Genomic DNA, 24,794 nt, shown 5'->3' with positions numbered 1-24,794 from the left:
GTCCGTTCCCATGCGCCCCAGCCACCGCAAGCGGCACAAGCTCAAGTCCGAGATCAACGTCGTGCCGTACATCGACGTGATGCTCGTGCTGCTGATCATCTTCATGGTGACCACGCCGATGCTCAACGCCAATGTCGACGTGAACCTGCCCCAGGCCAACGCCCGCTCACTGAAGGACAAGAAGGATCCGGTGATCATCTCCGTGGGGTCGGACGGCAAACTGTTCCTGACCCTGGGCGACGCCAAGAAGGAAGCCATCGACGAAGAGGGCCTCAAGATCAAGGTCGGCGCGTTCGTCAAGGCCAATCCGGAAGTGAGCGTGCTGGTGGCCGGCGACCGCGACGGCAAGTACGACGGCGTCTATCAGGTGCTGGCCGATCTGCAGCAGGCCGGCGTGGCGAAGGTCGGCCTGATGAGCCAGCCACCGCAGGGGACGAGCGCGTCCGATGGACGAAAGTAAGCGCACGCCCATGGCCGTGGTGCTGGCGGCCGTCCTGCACCTGGGCATCCTGGCGTTCCTCTACCTGGCGATCCTGCCGTGCTCGGCCTACGAGAAGTGGTTCGAGTTGCTGCACCTGCCGGCCGGGTGGAATCCGATCGCCTGCGCCAAGCCGCTGGAGCTCCCGGGCCAGCCGATCGAGGCCGTGCTGATCGGCCCCACCGGCGCGCCGCCACCCAAGCCCACCAAGGCGCGGCCAGTTCCCGACACCGTGCCGCCGCCCCCGGCGGTGCCGCCGCCGACCCCCGCCGTGCAGGCGCCGCAGGTGAAAACGCTGCCGCCGCCGCCGGAGCATCCGGACGTGGTCGACCAGGAAAAGGTGGTCGCCGACGCCTTGCAGAAGGCCGAGGACGCCAAGCGCGAGCAGGAAGAAAAGCAGCGCCAGCGCCAGGCCGAACTGGATGCCCAGGCGGCCAAAAAGAAGGAAGAGGAAAAGAAGAAGATCGATGAGCTGTTCGCCAAGCTGGACAAGGCCTCGGCCGCCACGCGGCAGGCCGACAACAAGAAGCGCCAGGCCGAGCAGCAACTGAAGGACCTGAAGAACGCCAAGGACGACGGCTTGCCGGACCTGCCGGCGGCCGACCAGCGCCAGACCGGCACCAATGGCAAGGACGACAGCCTGCTCGCCAAATATCAGGCAGCGATTCAGAACGCGGTCACGCAGAACTGGTTGCGGCCAGATAACATGGCGGCTTTGCCGTGCGTCGTGCACATCACCCAGCTGCCTGGCGGCGACGTAATGAGCGCGAGGGTCGACAGCAGTTGTCCGTACGACGAGGCCGGACGCCGCTCGGTCGAGAACGCGGTGCTGCGAGCGCAACCGTTGCCGTACAAGGGCTTCGAGAGCGTGTTCCAGCGTGATCTCACCTTCACCTTCAGGCCGCAATGATCAAGCCCATGCGTAAACCGAATCTGCTGCTTGCCCTCGCTGTCCTGCTGCTTGGCGCGTTGCTCACGCCACCGGCCAGTGCCCAGTCACTCAACGTCGACATCGTCGGTGGCGTCAAGACGGCCACGCCGATCGCGGTGGTGCCGTTCGCACAGGACGGCGGCGCGCCGCTGCCCACCGACATCGCCGACGTGATGCGCAACGATTTCAACCGCTCGGGCAAGTTCCGCTCGCTGGCGAAGAGCGAGATCGTCGAGTTCCCGTCCAAGGGTTCGGACATCAAGTTCCCGACCTGGCGATTGCTCAAGCAGGACTACATCACCGTCGGCCGCATCAGCGATGCCGGCGGCGGCATGTTCAAGGTCGAGTACGAGCTGTGGGACGTCAACAAGCAGCAGAGCCTGCTGGCGCAGTCGCTCACCGCTCCGGCCGGCGACCTGCGTGGCGTGGCGCACCAGATCGCCGATCAGATCTACGAAAAGATTACCGGCGTGCGCGGTGCCTTCTGGACCCGCATCGCGTACATCACGGCGGTCGGCCTGGGCAATAACACCACCTATTCGCTGATCGTGGCCGATTCGGACGGCTACAACCCGCAGGTCGTGGCACGTTCGCGTGAGTCCCTGCTGTCGCCGGCGTGGTCGCCGGATGGCCGCAAGATCGCCTACGTGTCCTTCGAGAGCGGCAATTCCAACGTCTACGTGCAGGACATCACCACCGGCTCGCGCCAGCTGGTGGAGTCGCACAGCCGCGGAATCAACGGCGCGCCGGCTTGGTCGCCGGATGGCAGCAAGCTGGCGGTGTCGCTGTCCTACGTGGGCAACCCGGAAATCTTCGTGCTTGACATGGCCAGTCGCAAGGAAACGCGGTTGACCAACAACCTGGCGATCGACACCGAGCCGACCTGGTCGGCCGACGGGCAGAGCATCTATTTCACCTCCGACCGCTCCGGTCGGCCGCAGATCTACAAGATGTCGTCCAACGGCGGCTCCCCCGAGCGCGTCAGCTTCCAGGGCCAGAACAACGCCGAGGCGTCGGTGAGCTACGACGGCAAGCAGATCGCCATGGTGCAGGGCAACGGTAACGTGTATCGTATTGCTGTCATGGACAACAGTCTGGGCGGGCAGGTGCGGTTCCTGTCTCCGGGTCCCATCGACGAGTCGCCCAGCTTTGCCCCGAACGCCAGCATGCTTCTGTACGCCGCCACCGAAGGTCGTCGCGGTGTGCTTTATGCCGTGTCGGCCGACGGTTTGGTCCGCCAGCGCCTCGTGCTCTCCGATGGCGATGTGCGCGAGCCGAGCTGGGGACCGTACCGGCAGCGTTGAGATTCACCGGGACGGCAGGTCATCGCCGGTCCGGAGCCCACGGAGTGGGTCCGTAGGGCGCTCTCGGGCGCCTTTCGGTTAAGGGTCGCGGAGCCTTTGGCTGCGACCCGTCAGTCGATGGCGAGGCAACCCGCCATGCCGACTTCTTGAAGTCAAAAGAACAGCCGGATCACCGGCGCATGCTGTCCCGTAACCGCAATCGTCATTGACTGTCGGAACTCAAACCCGTTTGAAGGAACGTCACCATGAATAAGACCGTTCGCGTCGCCCTGGTCGCCCTGCTCTGCGTTGGCGCGGCCGCCTGCTCCAAGAAGCAGGAAGTGAAGCCCGCTCCGCAGCCGGAGCAGCCCCCGATGACCCAGCCTGCCCAGAACGACGGCAAGTACAAGCTGGGCGATCTGGACACCGACGCCTGCCTGCGTCAGCGCGTTGTGTACTTCGATTTCGACAAGACCGAAATCAAGCCGGAGTTCCAGCAGATCATGGCGTGCCACGCCAAGTACCTGCAGGACCGTCCGGAAGCGCACGTCCGCCTCGAGGGCAACACCGACGAGCGTGGCACCCGCGAGTACAACCTCGGCCTCGGCGAGCGTCGTGGCAATGCCGTCTCCGACGCCCTGCAGGCGGCCGGTGGTTCGGCTGGCCAGCTCGAAGTGATCTCGTACGGCAAGGAAAAGCCGGTGTGCCGTGAGCACAACGAGGATTGCTGGAGCAAGAACCGCCGCGTCGAGATCGTCTACACGGCGCAGTAATGAAGATCCGTCTGGCTACTCGTTTTGCAGCCAGCATCGGCATGGCGGGCGCGATCGCGTCCGCCATGCTGGTGGCCGGTCCCGTGTCCGCGCAGGACTCCCGCCTCAGTCTCGCCGAGCGTGTCTCCCGGCTCGAGCAGCAGGCGCAGAACCAGGACAAGGGCGGCATCGGCATGGTCAACCAGGTGCAGCAACTGCAGGCGCAGGTGCAGCAGCTGCAGGGCCAGATCGAGGAACTGCAGCACCAGCTGCAGCAGCTCGACGACAAGAACAAGGCGCAATACATCGATCTGGATTCACGCATCAGCCGCCTCCAGGGCGCGCCTGCTGCGGGAGCCCCGGCAGCGGCGACACCCTCAGGTGCACCGGCTGCCAGTACCACCGGCAATGCGGCCGCTGCTGCGGCGCCGGCCTCGTCGGCCAGCAGCGCCAGCGCATCCCAGGGCAGCACGACGGCCGCTCCGGCCGGTGCCGACGAGCAGGCAGCGTACGACACGGCTTTCAAGGCCCTGCGCGCCGGCGACTACGCCAACGCGTCGCGTGGCTTCCGCGACTTCATCCAGCAGCATCCGGACAGCTCGCTCGCGCCCAACGCGTGGTACTGGCTGGGCGAGTCCTACTACGTCACCACCAATTACGCGGTTGCCCTCGAGGCCTTCCAGCGCCTGCTGAACCAGTTTCCGCAGAGCGACAAGGCACCCGATGCGCTGCTCAAGGTGGGCTATACGCAGTTCGAGCTGAAGAAGACCGGCGAGGCGCAGTCCACGCTGCAGGACGTGATCCGCAAGTACCCCGGCTCCAAGGCGGCCAGCCTGGCGCAGGAGCGCCTGAACCGGATCCAGTTGCAGACGGCCAACTGAGGCCGCGGCGGTGAGCGACATCGACACGGGCGTGGCCGAGGCCCGCCCGGGTGCAGGAACCGCCGAGCGGTTGCGCATCACCGAGATCTTCCACTCCGTGCAGGGCGAGGCCGATGCGATCGGCTGGCGCACCGTGTTCGTGCGGCTTACCGGCTGCCCGCTGCGCTGCGTGTGGTGCGATACCGAGTATTCCTTCCACGGTGGCGGCTGGCAGGCGATCGACGAGATCCTCGCCGAAGTGGCCCGGCACGAGGTGCGCCATGTCTGCGTCACCGGCGGCGAGCCGCTGGCGCAGAAGCGCTGCCTGGCCTTGCTGACTCGCCTGTGCGACGCCGGCTATGAAGTGTCGCTGGAGACCTCCGGTGCGCTCGACGTGGCGCCCGTCGACCCGCGCGTGCGCAAGGTGATGGACCTCAAGGCGCCCGATTCGGGCGAGAGCGCCCGCAACCTGTGGTCAAACCTCGACCACCTGTTGCCGCACGACCAGGTAAAGATCGTCATCGCCAGCCGTGCCGACTACGAGTGGGCGCGTGGCGTGGTGGCCGACCACGGCATCGACCGGCGCTGCATGGTGCTGTTTTCCCCGGTGCACGGCGCAGTGCAGCCGCGCGAGCTGGCCGAGTGGATCATTGCCGACCGGTTGCCGGTGCGCTTTCAGCTGCAATTGCACAAGCTGCTCTGGAACGACGCTCCAGGGCACTGAGGGAATGAACCGAGAGACGTGAGAGAGAGCCCGCTGCCGGCAACGTCTGGCGCCGGCCTCGCCTTCACTGCTCGCTTCGCCTCCCTCTCTTCTTTGCTTCACACCGCGCATCGGCCTGTTGCCGGTAGCGTGCTCACCGGCCGGTGACCGGCCGCCTCGCAGGACCCGCAACCATGACCGACAACTCCCTCCCCAAGGCCGTCGTACTCGTTTCCGGCGGCATGGATTCGGCCGTCACCATCGCCATCGCGCGCGAGCAGGGCTTCCAGGTGCACGCGCTCAGCGTCGCCTACGGCCAGCGCCACAGCTCCGAGCTGGAAGCGTCGGCGCAGGTGGCGCGCATGCTCGGCGCAGTGGAGCACAAGACCGTGCAGGTGGACCTGCGCAGCATCGGCGGCTCGGCGCTCACCGCCGATATCGACGTGCCGCTGGATGCCGAGGACGCAGGCATCCCGGTTACCTACGTGCCCGCGCGCAACACCATCATGCTGTCCATTGCGCTGGGCTGGGCCGAAGTGCTCGGCAGTCGCGACATCTGGTGCGGCGTGAACGCGGTGGATTATTCCGGCTATCCGGATTGCCGCCCGGCCTTCATCGAGGCGTTCGAGCAGCTCGCCAACGTGGCGACCAAGGCCGGCGTGGAAGGCCAGGGGCTGCGCATCCACGCGCCGCTGATGCGCATGAGCAAGGCCGACATCGCCCGAGAAGGCGGGCGGCTGGGCGTCGATTTCTCCGCCACGGTCAGCTGCTACCAGGCCGACGCGCAGGGCCGCGCCTGTGGCCATTGCGACGCCTGCCGCTTGCGCGCGCAGGGCTTTCGCGAGGCCGGCCTGCCCGACCCCACCCGTTACGTCTGAGCGCGCTTGCTTGTGCCGGTGGCGCAAGCTCCCTAAAATTGCCGGCTTGCGTTTGCAAACGCAGCCGCGTCACGCGGGCCGTTAGCTCAGTTGGTAGAGCAGTAGACTTTTAATCTATTGGTCCCGAGTTCGAGTCTCGGACGGCCCACCATCGACGAACCGCCGGGTTGTTTTCCCCGGCGGTTTTTTTTGCCCGCACACCGGGAACACGCAGCCGTGGAACAATGGCCGCTTCCATGCCCAAGTCCCATGGTTCCGCATGAGCAACCCGACCTCCGCCCTCGACCTGGTGATCTTCGACTGCGACGGCGTGCTGATCGACAGCGAGCGCATCACCAATCGCGTCTTTGCGCAGATGCTCGGCGAGCTGGGCCTGACGGTGAGCGAGGAATACATGGCCGAGCAGTTCTTCGGCCGCTCGGCGGCCGAGTCGGTGCGGCGGGCCGAGCAGTTGCTTGGCCGTCCGTTGCCGCCCGGGTTCGAGGAGAACTACGGCGAGCGCAGCCGCGCGGTACTGGCGCGCGAAGTGACCCTGATGCCTGGCGTCGCCGAGATGCTCGCCGCACTCGACCAGCCATGCGCGGTCGCCTCCAACGGGTTGCGGGTGAAGATGGAGATCACCCTGCGCGCCACCGGACTGCTACCGCGCTTCGAGGGGCGCTGGTTCTGCATCGACGACGTGGCGCAGGGCAAGCCCGCGCCTGATCTTTACCTCTTGGCCGCCCGCACGTTCGCCGCGCGTCCCGCGTACTGCGTGGTGGTCGAGGACTCACCCACCGGTATCGCCGCCGGGCGGGCGGCAGGCATGACGGTGATCGGCTATGCCGCGCACACGCCCGCGGAGCGGCTGCTCGCGGCCGGCGCCCAATACGTGTTCGATGACATGGCGCATCTGCCGGCGCTGCTCGATGCGTTGAGTCGCGACCGCGCTCAGCGAACGGCTTGAGATCCGACCATGAATACCTTCCCGCCGATCAACCTGGCCTGCGACCGATTCTCCCTGCGGCTGCTCGAGACCCACGATGCCGCGGATCTGCTGGCGATCTTTGGCGATCCCGAGGTGGTGCGCTACTGGAGCCAGCCGCCGTGGCAGGCCGAAGAGGAGGCGCTCGCCATGCTCGAGCGCGACCGCCAAGCCTTCGCCGACGGTCAGGCGCTGCGCCTGGGCATCGTGTTGCGCTCGACCGGGCGCGTCGTCGGCACGCTGTCCGTGTTCAACCTCAGCCCGGCCAATCGCCGTGCCGAGATCGGCTATGCCCTGGCGCGCGCGCACTGGGGCCAGGGCCTGATGCACGAGGCGCTGGGCCTGCTGGTGGAGTGGGCGTTCGACGCCCTACAGCTGCATCGCCTGGAGGCGGACATCGATCCGGCCAATGAGGCATCGGCACGCAGCCTGCAGCGGCTGGGTTTTCAGCGCGAGGGGCTGCTGCGTGAGCGCTGGATCGTCGACGGCCAGGTGTCGGACACCGCGTTCTACGGGCTGCTTGCCGCAGAGTGGCGAGCGGCCCGCAGCGCTTGAGCGCTCGAGTTGCCGCTCAGCGTCGGCGATGCGGCTGCATCGCGATGCGCGCCAGGTACACCACGATCACCACGTTGCCTACCAGAATGCCGAGCTTGAGCCAGCTGGCGTGCTCGATCACCTCGTAGGCTTCCAGCGGAATCAGCGAGCCGGTGGCGACGACGGTGAACCATTCGGCCCAGTGCTTGCGCAGCCACAGGCCGACTCCCTCGGTGATGAACAGCGCCGCGTAGGCGATGGCGATCAGCCCGATCACCACGAAGCGCTGCGGTCCGAGCCCGGCCACTGCATCGACCAGGTGCTGGCGCAGCGCGCTGGTGCCGCTGAGCGAGAGATGTTCCAGCCAGTCGATCAACCGATCGACGTTGCGCTGGCGCTCCAGATGGAAGGCCGCCGCCGCCGCGAGCAGCAATCCCAGCGCCTGCACCATCTTGTACAGCGCGATCACGCGCAGCCCGAAGCGATGATGAGCCTCGGGAGTGTCGTCATCGATGGGGCGGTGGTGCGGGTGATCGCTCATGGAGAGGGCAGACAGGCAAAAGCGGCATTGTCGCGGGGCGCAGATGACATCGCCATCGCGAGGGCGGTCGGGCACGGCCACGCCCAAGAAAAAGGCCACGCCGTCGCCGGCGTGGCCTTGGCAGCCGTGGCGATCAGCAGCAGCGGCCGCCGGTGCCCTTGTAGCGGGCCTCCTGTCGCTCGCGGAAGAACTCCTCATAGGAGGGAATCCGGTGGTCGGGATGGGCGCGCTTCAGGTGCGCCACGTAGACGTCGTAGTCCGGCACGCCGCAGCACAGCCGCGCCGTCTGCACCGCCCACTTCCACAGCGCCCGCGCCGCGGCCTGCAACGGAGCGCGTACCTGGCGCGGAGCGCTGGTCAGGGTGCTCATGACTGCGCCACGCTGCTCAACGCCACGTAGGGCTCCTCGTGGGCCGTGGGGCGGTTGGCCTTGAGCGCCTTGCTGATCGCGTTGAGCACGAACAGCGCCATGGCCACCACCAGCGCCATGAACAGGCCGGTCAGGACCATGTCCACGTAATTGTTGGTGACGATGCGCTGCATCTCCGCGGCGGACTTGGCCGGTGCGAGCAGCTTGCCGTCGGCGATGCCCTGGGCGTACTTGTTGGCCGCGGCGGTGAAGCTGATCGGGCCGACCAGCTTCTCGTAGCCGGCAGTCAGCGTGCACACGATCAGCCACAGCGCCGGAATGCCCGGCGCCCACATGTAGCGCTCGCGCTTGAGTTTGACCACCACCACGGTGCACAGCATCAGGGCGATCGCCGCCAGCATCTGGTTGGCGATGCCGAACAGCGGCCACAGCGTATTGATGCCGCCCAGCGGATCGACCGCGCCCTGATAGAGGAAGTAGCCCCACAACGCTACGCACAGCACCGTCGCCAGCAAGTTGCCGGTCCACGATTCGGTGTGCTGTAGCGGCTTGTGAATGAGGCCGGCGATCTCCTGGATCATGAAGCGGCCCACGCGCGTGCCGGCATCGACCGTGGTCAGGATGAACAGCGCTTCGAACAGGATCGCGTAGTGGTACCAGAACGCCATCATGCTCTCCCCCGGCATGATCCCGTGCAGCAGCTGGGCCATGCCCACGGCCAGCGTGGGCGCGCCGCCGGCGCGGCTGAGGATCGAGTTCTCGCCGATGTCCTTGGCCGTCTGCAGCAGCTGGTCGGGCGTCACCACGAAGCCCATCTGGCTCACCGCCTGCGCTGCGCTCTCCGCCGTAGTGCCCAGCAGGGCGGCCGGCGAGTTCATGGCGAAGTACACGCCCGGATGCAGCGAGGCGGCGGCCACCAGCGCCATGATCGCCACGAACGCCTCCATCAGCATGCCGCCGTAGCCGACCATCTGCGCCTGGCCTTCATTGGCCAGCAGCTTGGGCGTGGTGCCTGAGGCGATGATCGAGTGCCAGCCCGACACCGCGCCGCAGGCAATGGTGATGAACAGGAACGGGAACAGGTTGCCGGCGAACACCGGGCCGGTACCGTCGATGAACTTGGTGACCGCCGGCAGCTGCAGCGTGGGCGCGGCGATGAAGATGGCGATCGCCAACAGGGCGATGGTGCCGATCTTGAGGAAGGTGGAGAGGTAATCGCGCGGCGCCAGCAGCAGCCACACCGGCAATACCGAGGCGAAGAAGCCGTAACCGATCAGCATCCAGGCCAGATGCTTGGCGTCGAAGTCGAACATCGGGCCCCACAACGGCGAATCGAACACCGCCTTGCCCAGCCAGATCGACAGCAGCAGCAGCGCCAGGCCGATGATCGACACCTCCAGGATGCGCCCCGGACGGAACCAGCGCAGATAGGCGCCCATCAGCAGGGCGATCGGGATCGTCGCCGCCACCGTGAAGGTGCCCCACGGGCTGTGCGTGAGCGCCTTGACCACCACCAGCGCCAGCACGGCCAGGACGATCATCATCAGCACGAGCACGCCGATCATCGCCACGATGCCGGGCAACGGGCCCAGCTCGTCACGCAGCATGTTGCCGAGCGAGCGGCCGTCGCGACGGATCGACAGGCCCAGCACCATGAAATCCTGCACCGCGCCGGCAAACACCACGCCGAACAGGATCCACAACGTGCCGGGCAGGTAGCCCATCTGTGCGGCGAGTACCGGTCCCACCAGCGGGCCGGCGCCGGCGATGGCGGCGAAGTGATGGCCGAACACCACCCATTTGTCGGTCGGCACGTAGTCCAGGCCGTCGTTGCGCAGTACCGCCGGCGTGGCCCGGCTGGGATCGAGCTGCAGCACCTTGTTGTTGATGAAGGTGCCGTAGAAGCGGTAGCCGATCACGAACACGGCGATCGCCGCCGCTACCAGCCAGATGGCGTTGATCGGTTCACCGCGGCGCAGCGCCACGACGCCGAGGCAACAGGCGCCGATCACGGCGACGAGGGCCCACAGGAGTTTGCCTGCGGGCCCTGTAGGGGATGTGGCTGTCGCTTGCATGGGAGAGCCCTTCTGGTGGAGATACCCAAGGGTCACCCTCGCAGCCGGAGTGGTCAATGGTCGCAGGGCGGCTGCCTCATTAGCCTTTGGTCGAATGGCTGTCGTGTCCGGCATGTGTCGTACGGCCGCCGCGTGCCGCCGGGGACTAAACTGGCCGCCCCGCGTTCACAGGAGTCGTGCCATGCGCAGCAACGTTCGATCCGGCCTGTTCGTGCTCGTGCTGGCAGGCGGCGTGATGTTCGGCGGAGCCGCCGTCGCCGCGAGCGGCTCCAGCGGCCAGTTCAAGGATCTGCTCAACAAGGCCAAGCAGGCCGCCCAGTCCCGCACCGGCAACAACGCCACGGCCAGCCAGCTGCCCAGCAGCGACATTGCCGCCGGCCTCAAGGAAGCGCTCGCCAAAGGCACGACCCATGCGATCAATACGCTGGGCCGCAACGGCGGCTTCTGGAACAACCCCAGGGTGCGCATTCCGCTGCCCGGCAAGCTGGAGCAGGCCGGCAAGCTCGCCCGCCAGCTGGGGCAGGGGGCGAAGGTCGATGCTTTCGAGCTCAGCCTCAACCGCGCCGCTGAAAAGGCCGTGCCCCAGGTGGCGGACATCTTCGGCGACGCCATCCGCAAGATGACCCTCGACGACGCGCGCGGCATCCTCTCCGGCGGCGACCACGCGGCCACCGACTTCTTTCGCCGCGTCGCGGGCGATGCGCTGGCAGCGCGCATCCGGCCGATCGTGGCGCAGGCCACCGACAGCGTCGGCGTGACCCAGAAATACAAGGCGTTCACCTCGGGCAGCGGCGGAGGGGCGCTCGGCGATGCGCTGGGTTCGCTTGGCGCGCTGGGCGGCAAGTCCAAGAGTGATGCATCGATGAGCGGCCACAGTCCGCTGGACCTGGATGACTACGTCACCCAGAAGACCATGGACGGGCTGTTCACCACCATCGCCGAGCAGGAGCAGTCGATCCGCCAGAACCCGGCGGCCCGCACCACCGATCTCCTTAAGAAGGTGTTCGGCGGCCGCTGAACGGCCGGGTCATTCGGCCCCTTGCATTCGGCCGGGGTGACCCGCAGTCCAACCGTATTCCCTCTTTGCGAGAACCAGCATGATTCGCGAGATCCTGAAAATGGGCGACCCGCGACTGCTGCGCGTGGCGCCCGCCGTGCCGGCATCGATGATCGGCAGCGACGAGCTGGACGCGCTGATCGCCGACATGTTCGACACCATGCACGATGCCGGTGGTGTCGGCCTGGCGGCGCCGCAGATCGGCGTGGACCTGCAACTGGTGATCTTCGGCTTCGAACACTCCGTTCGCTATCCGGAGGCGCCGGAGGTCCCGCGCACCATCCTGCTCAACCCGGTGATCACCCCCCTCTCCCAGGATATGGAAGAAGGCTGGGAAGGTTGCCTTTCGGTACCCGGTCTGCGCGGCGTGGTCAGCCGCTACAGCCTGATCCGCTACCAGGGCGTGGATCCGAAGGGGACGCCGATCGACCGCCGCGCCGAAGGCTTCCACGCCCGCGTGGTGCAGCACGAGTGCGATCACCTGATCGGTCGGCTGTACCCCTCGCGCATCACCGACTTCAGCCGTTTCGGCTTCACCGACGTGCTGTTCCCCGGACAAGACCTTGGAGACGACTGACATGCGTGCGATCTGGAACGAGACGGTGCTCGCCGAAAGCGACGACACCGTGGTGGTCGAGGGCAACCACTACTTCCCGGCCGAGGCGTTGCGACGCGAGCACTTTCGCGACAGCGACGCCCATACCGTGTGCCCATGGAAGGGCACCGCGAGCTACTACGACGTGGTGGTAGGCGAGAAAGTGAATCCCGGCGCAGCGTGGTTCTACCCGGCGCCGAAGGACGCCGCCAAGCAGATTACCGGCCGCGTCGCGTTCTGGAAGGGCGTGCAGGTCGTCCCCTGAGTCCGCCGTGGCGAGTGTCCCCAGGCATCCCCGCCGCGGCGATGCCCGGGTATGCTGCGCCGTCGCCAAGCTCAAGGGGATCCGATGGCCGCCTCCGTACCGCCCGCCGCGCCGCTGCGCGGGTTTCGCTACTACGACCTGCTGGTGGGCGGCATGGTCGCCGTGCTGCTGTGCTCCAACCTGATCGGCCCGGCCAAGGTCTGCACGGTCAACCTGCCGCTGCTGGGCGCACTCACCTTCGGCGCGGGCAACCTTTTCTTCCCGATCAGCTACATCTTCGGCGACGTGCTGACCGAGGTGTATGGCTACGCGCGGGCGCGCCGCGCGATCTGGGCGGGCTTCGGCGCGATGCTGTTCGCCACCTTCATGACCCAGGTGATCCTGCGCATGCCGGCCAGCGCCTCCGAACCGTTCAATGCGCAGCTGCAACCGGCGCTGGAAGTGGTGTTCGGCGGCACTTGGCGCATTGCGTTGGCCTCACTGGTGGCGTACTGGATCGGCGACTTCGCCAACTCCTTCGTGATGGCCAAGATGAAGCTGCTCACCCGTGGCCGCTGGCTGTGGACGCGCACCATCGGCTCCACGGTCGTGGGGCAGGGCGTGGACAGCCTCACCTTCTACCCGATCGCCTTCATCGGCATCTGGGAAGGCCAGACTATCCTCAAGGTGATCGCCTTCAACTGGCTGATGAAGGTGACGGTGGAGGTAGTGTTTACGCCGCTGACCTATGCCGTCGTGGGCTTCCTCAAGCGCCATGAAGGCGTGGACACCTTCGACGAGGGCACGCACTTCAACCCCTTCAGCCTGAAGGACGAGGGCGAGCTGCGGCGCGTCCAATGAATTCGGCTGCCCCGCGCTCCATGCGCCACCCCGGCATCGACCGGCTGCGTGGCTTGGCCATCGTGCTGGTGGTGCTGCACCACATCGGCCTGCGCATGCCGCTGCGCGACACCGTGCTGGGTGAATGGCTGCCGCGGCGGTTGTTGAATGCGTTGAACTACAACGGCTACGAGGCCGTATTCGTGTTTTTCGTAATCAGCGGCTTCCTGATTGCAGGCAACGCGCTGGATCGCTGGGGCGACCTGTCGCGCATCGATCTGGGCACGTTCTACCGGCGCCGCGCAGCGCGCATCCTGCCGTGCCTGCTGGCGCTGGTGGGGGTGCTGGCCCTGCTGCACGCGCTGGCGGTGCCGGACTACGTGATCGATCGTCCGGGCCAGTCGCTGGGCGGTGCGGTGGCCGCGGCGTTGGGCCTTTACCTGAACTGGTACGAAGGGCATACCGGCTATCTGCCGGGCAACTGGGACGTGCTGTGGTCGCTGTCGATCGAGGAAGTTTTCTACCTCGGTTTTCCCCTCGTTTGCCTGCTCACGCGCCGGCGAGCCGTACTGGTGCCGCTGCTGGTGGTGCTTGCCCTGTCGCTGCCCTGGTCGCTGGCGTCGATCACCGGCAACGAGGTGTGGAAGGAGAAGGCCTATCTGCCCGGCATGGCCGCGATCGCCACGGGCGTGCTCGGTGCGCTGTGGGTACGCGCGTGGCCGCCGTCGGCGCGTGACGCGCGGGTACTGCGCGGTTTCGGCGCAGCGGCCATGCTTGCCATGATGCTGTTCACGGCGCCGTGGCTGTGGCGCGCCCTGCACGATGGCGTGATGCTGATGCTCACGCTCGCCACGTTGTGCCTGCTGGTGGGCATGGCGGCGCCTTCGTCCGCCCCGCGGCACGTCCGCGGCTTCGGCTGGCTCGAGAGCTGGGGGCGCCTGAGCTACGAGATCTACCTCACCCACATGTTCGTGGTGTTCGGCGCGGTGCGCCTGTGGCGCGCACATGGTGGCGATCCGCAGGCGGGGCTCTGGTGGTATCTGCCGACGCTGGCCGCGTCATGGGCCTTGGGCTGGCTGCTGGCGCGCGGCTTCTCGCAGCCGTGTGAGCGCTGGCTGCGAGGCGTGAGGCCAGGGGTGCATATGCCCGCCGCCTTATCGCAGACGCCGCCCTGACTCGCCGGCACGAGCCGGTGTGCCATCGCTGGCGCGAGTCGGACGGTTCGATGCGCCGCAAATTCATGCGGCACCCCGCTGCCTCGCACGGCGATTAAAGAAACCTGCGATCCGGCCGATAGGCCACGCATGGCAATCCGTCCAAATTATTGTCCCGTCCCGCTGCGCCCGCCCGGCGGGGTCGGCGTGGCGGAACGCCCGGCATACCCACTTGCCGATGCCCGACACCTCGCCGACCACATCAAGTTGACGGGAGATGCAGGATCGTGGCGGGCATGAGTCACTTCGACAAGCCACGTAGTGGACCGTCCGGTAACACCGTGGACTGGGACGATCCGCACCTGCAGTCCCTCTTGAGCAAGACCGAGGGCTGGAGCCTGGACAACCGCAGCACGTTCACGCCGTTGCCGTGCGAGATCCATGTGGGTTGGGGCGCGGGGGCGTGCCGGCCAGGGAGTCTGGTGTACGAGCAGCCAGGCGTGCTCGTTGTGGCCACGCAGGCGATCATCCCCATGGGTGAGCAGATGCGCGTGGATCGCATCCAGGGTGGTGCCTTGCGGTCGACGTGGGGCGTGGTCGTCGACGGTCGCGAGGGGCGTCGCGACGATGACCGAGCCCGCGGCGTCCACATCTACTGGGTACATTCCCGCTGAGCCCCTGGCGTCTGTGTGGCCGAGAGCGGATGCGATGTTATGCCATCCCCGCTGCTCGGACATTCCGGAAGATTGATGCTGGAACACGCTTGTCTGCAGCAGCCGTGTAGGTATGAACGAGTTCGCACTTTTTGCGTCGCAGTACATTGCGACGGCGATAAAAGCGTCGGGATTTTTCGCCTCTTGCAAGATAATGCGTTCGTACGTTCTTTCAGGGCTTTGATAAAGCGAAAACTATCTCGCTTGCCGTTATTACTTACGCTCGTAGATGGCTGATCTGCAGCGAAAATTTCCGATTGAAGCGGCAGTTTTTTCTCGATACTTTCCGCGAGCCTTTCCTGTGGGGGAGTGGCCTGCGCCGCGTTAAAGTCATTTCTGCGGCGGAGTTTGTTTGCGCAACCATCCATCGTGCATCGTCAGGTGCATTGAAGACATTCGTTCGCTTTCAACTCAAACAATCAATGCGGGGAGAATATATGTCCAGACTCAACAGTCGGTGGCTCGGCATTCTGGTTGCTTCGGCATGTCTTGGCCTTTCTGCCGGCGCCATCGCGGGCCCATCCCAGAGCGACGGGATGAATCCCTATTCACCGGCATACGGTCACTCGTACCGCCACGGTCCTGTGCCAACGCGGGAGGCCCATAGCCAGATGCGCGCGTGGGCGGCGCTGCATGCGGCCAGGACCGCGGGCACCGCTTCGTCGAAGCTGTTGGGCTACGGTGGCGGCGTAGACGGGATTGGTGTCACCAGCGGCACGCCCAAGGTCTACCTGGTCGTCTACGGCAGCCAGTGGGGTGCTGCCGGTACCGACGCCAACGGCAACCTGACGCTGACCGGTGATCCGGTCGGCGCCGTGCCGTACCTGCAGAATCTGTTCAAGGGCTTGGGCACCGGTGGGGAACTGTGGTCCGGCACCATGACGCAGTACTGCGATGGCTCTCTGGTTTCCACCGGCGCGACCTTCTGTCCGACAGGGGCGCCGCACATCGGCTATCCAACCGGTGGTGCCCTCGCCGGTGTGTGGTACGACAATTCGGTGGCATCGCCTTCCAACGCCACTGGCGCCCAGCTGGCCCAGGAAGCGATCAAAGCGGCTCAGCACTTCGGCAACACAACCGCAGCGTCCAACCGCTACGTGCAGTACGTCGTCCTGTCGCCGACCGGCACGCACCCGGACGGATTCAACACATCCAGCGGCCAGTTCTGCGCGTGGCATGACTGGAACGGCGACCAGAGCGTGAGCTCGCCGGTCGGTGATGTGGCGTTTACCAACATGCCATACGTGTACGACATGGGGGCCAGCTGCGGCGAGAATTTCGTCAACAGTGGCGCGACCGGCGCGCTGGACGGCTTCTCGATCGTCGAGGGGCACGAGTACGCCGAGACGGTCACCGACCAGAACCCGGCCGGTGGCTGGACCAACCGGACCCGCCGGAGCAACAGCTACGGCCAGGAGAACGGCGACGAATGCGCCTGGATCAGCTCCGGCCAAGGCAAGTCGGCCGATGTGGTGATGGCCAACGGTACCTTCGCCATGCAGAGCACGTGGTCGAACGACACCAACGAGTGCGATATCGCGCATCCGATCGTGCAGTAAGGCTGCCGAGCGAACCGGGAAACATGGAGGCCGCGGCGTGAGCCGCGGCCTTTTTTCTTTGCGTTCCGGATTCGATTCGCGGCGCGGGTTGCGAACTCGCGGGGCTCAGCGCCGCAGCCGGTTGATGGTGTCGCGAAGCTCCCGCGCCGCGGCGCGGGCGGCGTCGGCGAAATCCTCGCCGCTGCCGGCGTAGAGGATGCCACGTGAGGAGTTGATCATCAGGCCGGTGCGGTCGGCGGTGAGGCCGTGCTGAAGCACGGCGGCCACGTCGCCGCCTTGGGCGCCGATGCCCGGCACCAGCAGCGGCATGTCGCCGACGCGGGTGCGCACCTGTCCGAGCTCTTCCGGCCAGGTGGCGCCGCAGACCAGGGCGCAGTTGCCGTGGCCGTTCCAGTCGCGGGCGATCGTCTCGGCCACGCGCAGGTAGAGCGGTGCGCCGCTGCAGTCCAGCGCCTGGAAATCCGCGCCGCCCGGGTTGGAGGTGCGGCAGAGCAGGATCACGCCCTTGTCGGCGCGCTCCAGGAACGGTGCGATCGAGTCGCGCCCCATGTACGGGTTGAGCGTCACCGCGTCGGCGCCGAAGCGCTCGAACGCCTCGCTGACGTAGTGCTGCGCGGTGGAGCCGATGTCGCCGCGCTTGGCGTCGAGGATCACCGGCACGCCCGGATGCTTGGCGTGGATGTGGGCGATCAGCCGTTCCAGGGTGTCTTCGGCGCGCAGCGCGGCGAAGTGGGCGATCTGCGGCTTGAACGCGCAGGCGAGGTCGGCGGTGGCGTCGACGATCGCGGCGCAGAACTCGAACACGGCGTCGGGCCGCCCCTTCAAATGCGCCGGCAGCTTGCCCAGTTCGGGATCGAGGCCGACGCAGACCAGCGAGTCGTGGCGCTGCCAGGCGTCGGCAAGGGTCTGCATGAAGCTCATCGCGGATTCCTCGGGAGGGCGGCCGTCAGTACGGCGTGCCGTCCTTGTGCAGGTAGGTCCAGCGCCCGTCGAGGGTGGCGCCCTTGAGATCGACGTCCGGGTAATCGACCGTCTCGCCGGCGCAGCGCGCGCCGATTTCCAGATACACCACGTCGGCGTCGCTGCGATTGACCAGCGCGTGGCCGTCGCCGGTGCCGGCCTTGAAGCCGGCGCACATGCCCGGGCGCAGCGGTGTCTCGCCGGCGTCGGTGAGCAGGGTCGGCGTGCCCTCGAGGATGTAGACGAACTCGTCCTCGAGGTGGTGTGCATGGCGCAGTGCCGAGTGCGCACCGGGTGCGAGCCGGGCCAGGTTGACGCCGAAAGCGGTCAGGCCGAACACGTCGCCCAGCTTGCGCTTGAGCCGCGCACCCATCTGCGCGGCGAACGGCGCGGGATAGCTCGAGCCGGTGCGCACGGGGGCGTCACCGGCATCGATCGCGACGGGCGGCCTGACGTCATCCATCGCCTCAGACCAGCTTCTTGTACTTCACGCGGTGCGGCTTGGCGCCTTCGTCGCCAAGGCGGCGCTTCTTGTCCGCTTCGTACTCGTTGTAGTTGCCGGGGAAGAACTCCACGTGCGAATCGCCCTCGAACGCGATGATGTGCGTGGCGATGCGGTCGAGGAACCAGCGGTCATGCGAGATCACGATCGCCGAGCCGGGGAACTCCAGCAGGGCGTCTTCCAGCGCACGCAGGGTTTCCACGTCGAGGTCGTTGGACGGCTCGTCGAGCAGCAGCACGTTGCCGCCCTGCAGCAGGGTCTTGGCCATGTGCAGGCGACCGCGCTCACCGCCGGAGAGCTGGCCGACGATCTTCTGCTGGTCGGTGCCCTTGAAGTTGAAGCGGCCGATGTAGGCGCGCGACTGGATCTCGAAGTTGCCGATGGTGAGGATGTCCGAGCCGCCGGACACTTCCTGCCATACGTTGTTCTTCGGATCGAGCGCATCGCGCGACTGGTCGACGTAGGCCAGCTTGGTGGTGTGGCCGAGCTTGACCTCGCCCGAGTCCGGCGTCTCCTTGCCCATGATCATCTTCATCAGGGTGGACTTGCCGGCGCCGTTGGGGCCGATCACGCCGACGATGGCGCCGGGCGGGATCTTGAACGACAGGTCCTCGATCAGCATGCGGTCGCCGAACGACTTGGTGACGTTCTTGAACTCGATCACTTCCTGGCCCAGGCGCTCGCCCGGCGGAATGAAGATCTCATTGGTTTCGTTGCGGCGCTGGTATTCGACCGAGTTCAGCTCCTCGAAGCGGTTCAGGCGCGCCTTGCCCTTGGACTGGCGGCCCTTGGCCGCCGAACGCACCCACTCGAGCTCCTTCTCGATCGCCTTCTGGCGCGACTTCTCCTGGTTCGCTTCCTGCTTCAGGCGCTGATCCTTCTGCTCCAGCCACTCGGTGTAGTTGCCCTTCCACGGAATGCCGCGGCCGCGGTCGAGCTCGAGGATCCACTCGGCGGCGTTGTCGAGGAAGTAGCGGTCATGGGTGACCGCCACCACGGTGCCCGGGTAGTTCTGCAGGAACTGCTCCAGCCAGTCCACCGACTCGGCGTCCAGGTGGTTGGTGGGCTCGTCCAGCAGCAGCATGTCCGGCTTGGACAGCAGCAGGCGGCACAGCGCCACGCGGCGCTTCTCACCGCCGGACAGCGGCCCGATCTTGGCGTCCCACGGCGGCAGGCGCAGCGCGTCGGCGGCCACTTCGAGCTGGCGCTCCAGCGCGTGGGCGTCGTTGGCGGCCAGGATGCCTTCCAGCTTCTCCTGCTCCTTGGCCAGCGCGTCGAAATCGGCGCCTTCCTCGGCGTAGGCGGCATAGACCTCTTCGAGCCGCTTCTGCGCGTCCAGCACCTCGGAGACGCCTTCCTCCACCGCCTCGCGCACGGTCTTCTCCGGATCGAGCTCCGGCTCCTGCGCCAGGTAGCCGACCTTGATGCCCGGCTGCGCACGGGCCTCGCCCTGGAAGTCCTTGTCCACGCCGGCCATGATCCTGAGCACGGTGGACTTGCCGGCGCCGTTCACGCCCAGCAGGCCGATCTTGGCGCCGGGGAAGAAGCTGAGCGAGATGTCCTTGATGATCTGGCGCTTCGGGGGAACGATCTTGCTCACCCCGTTCATGGTGTAGATGTACTGCATGCTGGCTCCCGAAAGGCGTCCGCAAGCCGCGTGTGCGCGCGGCCCGGCAAGGTAGAGAACAAAGGGAAAAGACTGCCGATTATCGCCGATCGGCCCTGTCGCTGTCATGGCGCGCGCCTGCGCGCGGCCCAATCGTGGCCCGGTTGGACCCCATGCTCGGCGTTTCGGCACGATCCGGGGCGATGGGGGCGATATGGAGGCGACACGCTGGGGAGCAAGCGCGGGCCGCCGCCTCGTTCGGTTGGACGCCAGGTTGGCGCGACGGGCGCGGCAGCTGGGCTGGCCGGGCGTGCTGGCGCACGAGTTCGTCCGCTTCGGCCTCAAGCAGGCTTCGGCCTGCCTGTTCGGCGGGCTGATGGTGGCCCTGCTGGTGGCGAGCTGGCGCTGGTATCCGGCGCACGCGGCGCTGTCGCGCTACGACTTCCTCACGCTGTCGGCGCTGGGGATCCAGATCGTGCTGCTGGCGACCGGGCTGGAGAGCCGGGAGGAGGCGAAGGTCATCGCGCTGTTCCACGGGGTCGGCACGTTGATGGAGCTGTTCAAGACGGCGGTGGGCTCATGGACGTATCCCGGGCCTTCGGTGCTGCATCTGGGTGGGGTGCCGCTGTTCACCGGCTTCATGTACGCGGCGGTGGGCAGCTACATCGCCCGGGCCTGGCGGCTGTTCGATTTCCGCTTCAGCGGGCATCCGCCGTTTGGCGCCACGGTGGCGCTGGCGGTGGCGATCTATGTGAATTTCTTCAGCCACCACTATCTGCCGGACGCCCGCTGGGCGTTGTTTGCTGCGCTGGCGTGGCTGTTCGGGCCGACCTGGGTGCACTACCGCATCCGCCGGGTGCACCGGCGGATGCCGTTGCTGCTGGGTTTCGTGCTGGTGGCGCTGTTCATCTGGCTGGCCGAGAACGTGGGCACCTATACCCACGCCTGGCTGTACCCGGCGCAGCGCTCCGGCTGGCAGCCGGTGCCGCTGGCCAAGCTGGGGTCTTGGCTGCTGCTGATGGTGATCAGCTACGTGATGGTCTCGGCGGTCCACCGGCGCGGGGCGTCCCGGTAGCTGCAAACCGGCGCCGGCGCTACACTTTCGGGTCTTGTCCACCCCGCCAACCCGCCGAGGCCCACGAATGTTCCCGAAGGACTGCACGATCGCCGGTTACGACCCCGAACTGGCCCAGGCCATCGCCGATGAAGGTCGCCGCCAGGAGGATCACGTCGAGCTGATCGCCTCGGAGAACTACGCCAGCCCGCGCGTGATGGAGGCCCAGGGCTCCAAGCTCACCAACAAGTATGCCGAAGGCTACCCGGGCAAGCGCTACTACGGCGGCTGCGAATACGTGGACGTGGCCGAGAAGCTGGCGATCGACCGGGTGAAGCAGCTGTTCGGCGCCGACTACGCCAACGTGCAGCCGCATTCGGGCTCGCAGGCCAACCAGGCGGTGTACTTCGCCCTGTTGCAGCCGGGCGACAAGATTCTCGGCATGAGCCTGGCCCATGGCGGCCATCTCACCCACGGCGCGAAGGTCAACCTGTCCGGCAAGATCCTCGACGCCGTGCAGTACGGCGTGGATGCCAACGGCATCGTCGACATGGACGAGGTCGAGCGCCTCGCTGTCGAGCACCAGCCGAAGATGATCGTGGCCGGCTTCAGCGCCTACTCGCAGGTGCTGGACTGGGCGCGCTTCCGCGCCATCGCCGACAAGGTGGGCGCCTACCTGTTCGTGGACATGGCGCACGTCGCCGGTTTGGTCGCCGCGGGCGTGTACCCCAGCCCGCTACCGCACGCGCACGTGGTTACCTCCACCACCCACAAGACCCTGCGCGGTCCGCGCGGCGGCATCATCGTGACCAGCAACCAAGGCATGGGCGAGGCGGCCGAGGAGATCACCAAGAAGCTGCAGTCGATCGTGTTCCCGGGCATTCAGGGCGGCCCCCTGATGCATGTCATCGCCGCCAAGGCAGTGGCCTTCAAGGAAGCGCTGGAACCGGAGTTCAAGGCCTACCAGACGCAGGTGGTGAAGAACGCCCAGGCGATGGCGAAGACCATCATCGCGCGCGGCTACAAGATCGTCTCCGGCGGCACCCAGAACCACCTGATGCTGATCGACATGATCGGCAAGGGCGTCACCGGCAAGGACGCGGAGGCAGCGCTCGGCAAGGCGCACATCACGGTCAACAAGAACGCCGTGCCGAACGACCCGCAGAAGCCCTTCGTCACCTCCGGCCTGCGCGTGGGCACGCCCGCGGTCACCACCCGCGGCTACCTGGAAGCGGACTGCGTGGACCTGGCCAACTGGATCTGCGACGTGCTCGACGCGCCGGCCGACGAGGCCGTGATCGCCGCCGTGCGCGCCAAGGTCGAGGCGCAGTGCAAGAAGTTCCCGGTGTACGGCTGATCAGGCGCCGATGCATTGCCCCTTCTGCCAGCACGAAGACACCCGCGTGATCGACTCGCGCCTCGCTGACGACGGCGCCACCGTGCGCCGTCGTCGCGAGTGTCCGCAGTGCGGCGAGCGCTTCAACACCTTCGAGACCGCCGAGCTGAAGTTGCCGGCGATCGTGAAGAGCGGCGAGCGGCGCGAGGCGTTCGACGAACGCAAGCTGCGGACCAGCTTCGAGCGCGCGCTGCAGAAACGGCCGGTGGCCAGTCACGACGTGGACAACTCGGTGCGCGAGATCATCAATGACCTGCGTCGCAGCGGCGAACGCGAGGTGCCCTCGCGTCACATCGGCGAGCTGGTGATGCGCGAGCTGGGCAAGCTCGACCAGGTCGCCTACGTGCGATTCGCCTCGGTCTATCGCCGCTTCGAGGACGTGCAGGCGTTCCGCGAGGAGATCGAGAAGCTCGAGCGCGACCTGCCGGAGCTGGAAAAGCTGCAGCTGTCGCTGCTGGGCGCCGACTCGACGCGCAAGGCGCGCAAGGGCGAGAAGTAGTCGCTGGGCAGTATGCTGCCGGCCGGATCTATCGCCGCCCGAGCTGCCATGCCGTTCTCCGCCATCGACCACGCCCACATGGCCCGCGCGCTCGCGCTGGCCGAGCGCGGCCTGTTCACCACCCAGCCCAATCCGCGCGTCGGCTGCGTGATCGCCCTTGGCGATGAGGTAGTGGGCGAGGGCTGGCATCAACGCGCCGGCGGTCCGCATGCCGAAGTGTTTGCCCTGCGCGACGCGGGCGAACGGGCGCTCGGCGCCACCGCTTACGTCACCCTGGAACCGTGCGGTCTGCACGGTCGCACGCCGCCGTGCGCGGATGCGCTGATCGCCGCCGGCATCGCCCGGGTGGTGATCGCCGCCGAGGACACCTCGCAGGCCGAGGGCGCCGGGCTCGCCCGCTTGCGCGGTGCCGGTATTGCGGTGGAGGCCGGCCTGATGCGCGATGCTGCGCGCGAGCTCAACGTGGGGTTCTTTCGCCGCATCGAGGCGGGGCGTCCGTTCGTGCGGGTGAAGCTGGCGATGAGCCTGGACGGCCGCACCGCACTGGCCAACGGCGCCTCGCAGTGGATCACCGGCGAGGCCGCACGCGCCGACGGCCAGCGCTGGCGCGCCCGCAGTTCGGCGATCCTCACCGGCAGCGGCACGGTGCTGGCGGATGACCCGCGACTGACCGTACGCCTGCCTGCCGGCACGGACTTCGCGCCGCCGCTGCGGGTCGTCCTCGACCGCCGTCTGCGCACGCCGGTCGGCAGCCATGTGCTCGATGCCAGTGCCCCGACGTTGCTGATGCATGGGCCGGACGCTGTGGTGCCGGAGCATCTGGCCGCGGTCGAGTGCGAGCCCGTCGCGACACACGGCCAGGACTTGGACCTGGGCGAGGTGCTGCGCCGCCTGGCCGAGCGGGGCTGCAACGAGGTGCACGTCGAGGCCGGGCCCACGCTGGGCGGCGCGTTGCTCGCGGCCGGTCTGGTGGACGAGCTGCTGATTTACATGGCGCCGGTTCTGCTGGGCGATGCCGCCCGGCCGTTGCTGCATCTTCCGACGCTGGCCGAGATGGACGCGCGCTGGCGGCTGCAGGTGTTCGACCAGCGCATGCTGGGCAGCGATCTGCGCTTGCGCTTGCGCCCGGCGGCCGACTGAGCCCGAGCGCCAGCGGGCGATCACCTCGTGAAGTCGATGCCGATCTTGCCGAAGTGCCGGCCCGCCGCGAGATGCTCGAAGGCCGCGCGCAGCTCGCCAAAGCCGTAGACGGCGTCGATCACCGGAGTCAGCCGGATCGCTTCCAGCGCGCTCACCATGCGCTCGTGCTCCTCCAGCGACGCCACCGAGATGCCCTGCAGCCGCACCCGCTTGAGGATGGCCTGCACCAACGGCAACGGCGCCTCGCGCCCGCCCAGGAAACCGACGATGCCCACGAAGCCGTGCATCGCCACCGCCTCCATCGACTGCTCGAACGTGGAGGCACCCACCGTCTCGACCACGGCGTCCACGCCGCGTCCGCCGGTGGCCTCACGGACTGCGGCGCCCCACCGGGGCAGCCTGGCGTAGTTGATGCCGAGATCGGCGCCCAGCGCCTTGGCACGTTCGAGCTTTTCATCGCTGGAGGAGAGCACGATGGCCCGTGCGCCGCGCGCCTTGGCCAGTTGCAGCGCGAACAGCGAGACGCCGCCGGTGCCCAGCAGAAGAACGGTCTGCCCGCTGGTCAGGCGCGCCTGCTCCAGCGCCGTCCAGGCGGTGAGCGCGGCGATCGGCAGCGTGGCCGCTTGCAGTGAGCTGAGGTGCGACGGCGCGCGCGCCAGGGCATAGGCGTCGTAGCAGGCCAGTTCGCGCATGGCGCCGGGGCCGGGGCCGCCGAGGTCGGCGCCTTCCCATTCCGGGCGCATCGCGCCGGCGATCCAGCGGGCCTTGTAGAACGTGGTCACCCGATCGCCCGGGCGGAAGCGGCTGACGCCGGGGCCGACCTCCAGCACCGTCCCGGCGCCATCGGAAACCGGCACCAGCGGCAGCGCCACGTCGCGGTAGAGCTGGCCGTTCACCAGCAGGTGGTCGCGGAAGTTCAGCGAGGCGGCTTCCATCTTCACCAGCACCTGACCGGGGCCGGGGCGTGGGGCGGGCTGCTCGGAAAGTTGCAGGTGCTCGAGGCCGAACCGGACGAGTTGATAGACGCGCATGGCGGAAACTCCAGGTAGGAATGCCGCCATGGTGGGGCGCCGCGTATAAGTTGATAATCAACCGCCAAAGCACAT

The 24,794-nt window shown here is 67.2% G+C and carries 27 protein-coding genes and 1 tRNA gene; 21 read left to right on the top strand and 7 right to left on the bottom strand.

Annotated features, from left to right (window positions below):
• Positions 1-10 precede the first annotated feature (10 nt).
• From tolR to ACQVBX_RS11535, 10 genes are all read left to right on the top strand, one after another.
• Entirely contained in the window at positions 11-460 is a 450-nt protein-coding gene (tolR, locus tag ACQVBX_RS11580; RefSeq protein WP_431634230.1) for a protein TolR, read from the top strand.
• Complete coding sequence (gene tolA / locus ACQVBX_RS11575; RefSeq protein ID WP_431634229.1) at positions 447-1,388, top strand: cell envelope integrity protein TolA; 942 nt, start codon at positions 447-449, stop codon at positions 1,386-1,388. The genes tolR and tolA overlap by 14 nt, the downstream gene beginning before the upstream one ends.
• A gap of 8 nt (positions 1,389-1,396) precedes the next feature.
• Positions 1,397-2,713 (top strand): Tol-Pal system beta propeller repeat protein TolB, encoded by a 1,317-nt coding sequence (gene tolB, locus ACQVBX_RS11570; RefSeq protein ID WP_431634228.1) that lies wholly within the window; start codon positions 1,397-1,399, stop codon positions 2,711-2,713.
• A 245-nt stretch (positions 2,714-2,958) separates the two neighbouring features.
• Positions 2,959-3,465, top strand: a complete 507-nt coding sequence (gene pal / locus ACQVBX_RS11565) for a peptidoglycan-associated lipoprotein Pal (RefSeq protein WP_431634227.1) — start codon at positions 2,959-2,961, stop codon at positions 3,463-3,465.
• Positions 3,465-4,325 (top strand): tol-pal system protein YbgF, encoded by an 861-nt coding sequence (gene ybgF, locus ACQVBX_RS11560; protein WP_431634226.1) that lies wholly within the window; start codon positions 3,465-3,467, stop codon positions 4,323-4,325. Before pal ends, ybgF begins: the two co-directional genes overlap by 1 nt.
• A 19-nt stretch (positions 4,326-4,344) precedes the next feature.
• Positions 4,345-5,028: a 7-carboxy-7-deazaguanine synthase QueE gene (gene queE, locus ACQVBX_RS11555; RefSeq protein WP_431638172.1), complete on the top strand. Its 684-nt coding sequence runs from the start codon at positions 4,345-4,347 to the stop codon at positions 5,026-5,028.
• A gap of 173 nt (positions 5,029-5,201) precedes the next feature.
• The gene (gene queC, locus ACQVBX_RS11550; protein WP_431634225.1) at positions 5,202-5,885 is read left to right on the top strand and encodes a 7-cyano-7-deazaguanine synthase QueC; all 684 of its coding nucleotides are present in this window, start codon (positions 5,202-5,204) and stop codon (positions 5,883-5,885) included.
• Between the two features lie 75 nt (positions 5,886-5,960).
• Positions 5,961-6,036 (top strand) — tRNA-Lys (locus ACQVBX_RS11545).
• Between the two features lie 108 nt (positions 6,037-6,144).
• Positions 6,145-6,831, top strand: a complete 687-nt coding sequence (locus ACQVBX_RS11540; RefSeq protein WP_431634224.1) for an HAD family hydrolase — start codon at positions 6,145-6,147, stop codon at positions 6,829-6,831.
• A 9-nt stretch (positions 6,832-6,840) separates the two neighbouring features.
• Positions 6,841-7,404, top strand: coding sequence for a GNAT family N-acetyltransferase (locus tag ACQVBX_RS11535; protein WP_431634223.1), 564 nt, complete (start codon positions 6,841-6,843; stop codon positions 7,402-7,404).
• 16 nt (positions 7,405-7,420) lie between these two features.
• On the opposite strand, the gene ACQVBX_RS11530 is transcribed toward ACQVBX_RS11535, so the two are convergent.
• From ACQVBX_RS11530 to ACQVBX_RS11520, 3 genes are all read right to left on the bottom strand, one after another.
• Complete coding sequence (locus tag ACQVBX_RS11530) at positions 7,421-7,924, bottom strand: DUF2127 domain-containing protein (protein WP_431634222.1); 504 nt, start codon at positions 7,922-7,924, stop codon at positions 7,421-7,423.
• A 133-nt stretch (positions 7,925-8,057) separates the two neighbouring features.
• Positions 8,058-8,294, bottom strand: a complete 237-nt coding sequence (locus ACQVBX_RS11525) for a YbdD/YjiX family protein (RefSeq protein ID WP_431634221.1) — start codon at positions 8,292-8,294, stop codon at positions 8,058-8,060.
• Positions 8,291-10,369 (bottom strand): carbon starvation CstA family protein, encoded by a 2,079-nt coding sequence (locus ACQVBX_RS11520; protein WP_431634220.1) that lies wholly within the window; start codon positions 10,367-10,369, stop codon positions 8,291-8,293. The genes ACQVBX_RS11525 and ACQVBX_RS11520 overlap by 4 nt, the downstream gene beginning before the upstream one ends.
• Before the next feature lie 181 nt (positions 10,370-10,550).
• Between ACQVBX_RS11520 and ACQVBX_RS11515 the strand changes: the two genes are divergently transcribed.
• From ACQVBX_RS11515 to ACQVBX_RS11485, 7 genes are all read left to right on the top strand, one after another.
• Complete coding sequence (locus tag ACQVBX_RS11515) at positions 10,551-11,387, top strand: DUF4197 domain-containing protein (RefSeq protein WP_431634219.1); 837 nt, start codon at positions 10,551-10,553, stop codon at positions 11,385-11,387.
• Positions 11,388-11,466: 79 nt separating this feature from the next.
• A complete protein-coding gene (gene def / locus ACQVBX_RS11510; RefSeq protein ID WP_431634218.1) occupies positions 11,467-12,003 on the top strand; it encodes a peptide deformylase in 537 nt (178 codons plus the stop codon).
• A 1-nt stretch (position 12,004) separates the two neighbouring features.
• On the top strand, positions 12,005-12,286 hold the full coding sequence (locus ACQVBX_RS11505; protein WP_431634217.1) for a DUF427 domain-containing protein: 282 nt from the start codon (positions 12,005-12,007) through the stop codon (positions 12,284-12,286).
• 84 nt (positions 12,287-12,370) lie between these two features.
• A complete protein-coding gene (locus ACQVBX_RS11500) occupies positions 12,371-13,126 on the top strand; it encodes a queuosine precursor transporter (RefSeq protein ID WP_431634216.1) in 756 nt (251 codons plus the stop codon).
• Positions 13,123-14,280, top strand: a complete 1,158-nt coding sequence (locus tag ACQVBX_RS11495) for an acyltransferase family protein (RefSeq protein ID WP_431634215.1) — start codon at positions 13,123-13,125, stop codon at positions 14,278-14,280. Before ACQVBX_RS11500 ends, ACQVBX_RS11495 begins: the two co-directional genes overlap by 4 nt.
• Before the next feature lie 275 nt (positions 14,281-14,555).
• A complete protein-coding gene (locus ACQVBX_RS11490; protein WP_431634214.1) occupies positions 14,556-14,933 on the top strand; it encodes a hypothetical protein in 378 nt (125 codons plus the stop codon).
• Positions 14,934-15,409: 476 nt separating this feature from the next.
• Positions 15,410-16,531 (top strand): hypothetical protein, encoded by a 1,122-nt coding sequence (locus ACQVBX_RS11485; RefSeq protein ID WP_431634213.1) that lies wholly within the window; start codon positions 15,410-15,412, stop codon positions 16,529-16,531.
• 105 nt (positions 16,532-16,636) lie between these two features.
• Here the strand turns inward: ACQVBX_RS11485 and pyrF are convergent, their stop codons facing one another.
• The 3 genes from pyrF to ettA are packed head-to-tail and all read right to left on the bottom strand — an operon-like array spanning position 16,637 to position 19,620.
• Complete coding sequence (pyrF, locus tag ACQVBX_RS11480; protein ID WP_431634212.1) at positions 16,637-17,452, bottom strand: orotidine-5'-phosphate decarboxylase; 816 nt, start codon at positions 17,450-17,452, stop codon at positions 16,637-16,639.
• Positions 17,453-17,477: 25 nt separating this feature from the next.
• Entirely contained in the window at positions 17,478-17,954 is a 477-nt protein-coding gene (locus ACQVBX_RS11475; RefSeq protein WP_431634211.1) for a cupin domain-containing protein, read from the bottom strand.
• Positions 17,955-17,958: 4 nt separating this feature from the next.
• Positions 17,959-19,620, bottom strand: a complete 1,662-nt coding sequence (gene ettA / locus ACQVBX_RS11470; RefSeq protein ID WP_431634210.1) for an energy-dependent translational throttle protein EttA — start codon at positions 19,618-19,620, stop codon at positions 17,959-17,961.
• 253 nt (positions 19,621-19,873) lie between these two features.
• Between ettA and ACQVBX_RS11465 the strand changes: the two genes are divergently transcribed.
• The 4 genes from ACQVBX_RS11465 (at position 19,874) to ribD (ending at position 23,688) form a co-directional block, all read left to right on the top strand.
• Positions 19,874-20,674, top strand: a complete 801-nt coding sequence (locus ACQVBX_RS11465; RefSeq protein ID WP_431634209.1) for a DUF817 domain-containing protein — start codon at positions 19,874-19,876, stop codon at positions 20,672-20,674.
• Between the two features lie 67 nt (positions 20,675-20,741).
• Positions 20,742-22,010 (top strand): serine hydroxymethyltransferase, encoded by a 1,269-nt coding sequence (gene glyA, locus ACQVBX_RS11460; RefSeq protein WP_431634208.1) that lies wholly within the window; start codon positions 20,742-20,744, stop codon positions 22,008-22,010.
• Positions 22,011-22,020: 10 nt separating this feature from the next.
• Complete coding sequence (gene nrdR, locus ACQVBX_RS11455) at positions 22,021-22,548, top strand: transcriptional regulator NrdR (RefSeq protein WP_431634207.1); 528 nt, start codon at positions 22,021-22,023, stop codon at positions 22,546-22,548.
• A gap of 48 nt (positions 22,549-22,596) precedes the next feature.
• Complete coding sequence (gene ribD, locus ACQVBX_RS11450) at positions 22,597-23,688, top strand: bifunctional diaminohydroxyphosphoribosylaminopyrimidine deaminase/5-amino-6-(5-phosphoribosylamino)uracil reductase RibD (protein ID WP_431634206.1); 1,092 nt, start codon at positions 22,597-22,599, stop codon at positions 23,686-23,688.
• A gap of 20 nt (positions 23,689-23,708) precedes the next feature.
• Here the strand turns inward: ribD and ACQVBX_RS11445 are convergent, their stop codons facing one another.
• The gene (locus ACQVBX_RS11445; RefSeq protein ID WP_431634205.1) at positions 23,709-24,719 is read right to left on the bottom strand and encodes a zinc-dependent alcohol dehydrogenase family protein; all 1,011 of its coding nucleotides are present in this window, start codon (positions 24,717-24,719) and stop codon (positions 23,709-23,711) included.
• Positions 24,720-24,794: the final 75 nt, after the last annotated feature.

The sequence above is a fragment of the Dyella thailandensis genome, assembly GCF_050749815.1.
Lineage (GTDB): Bacteria > Pseudomonadota > Gammaproteobacteria > Xanthomonadales > Rhodanobacteraceae > Dyella_A.
Note: the sequence above shows the minus strand (reverse complement) of the source record. Positions and strands in the feature narration are given on the sequence as shown.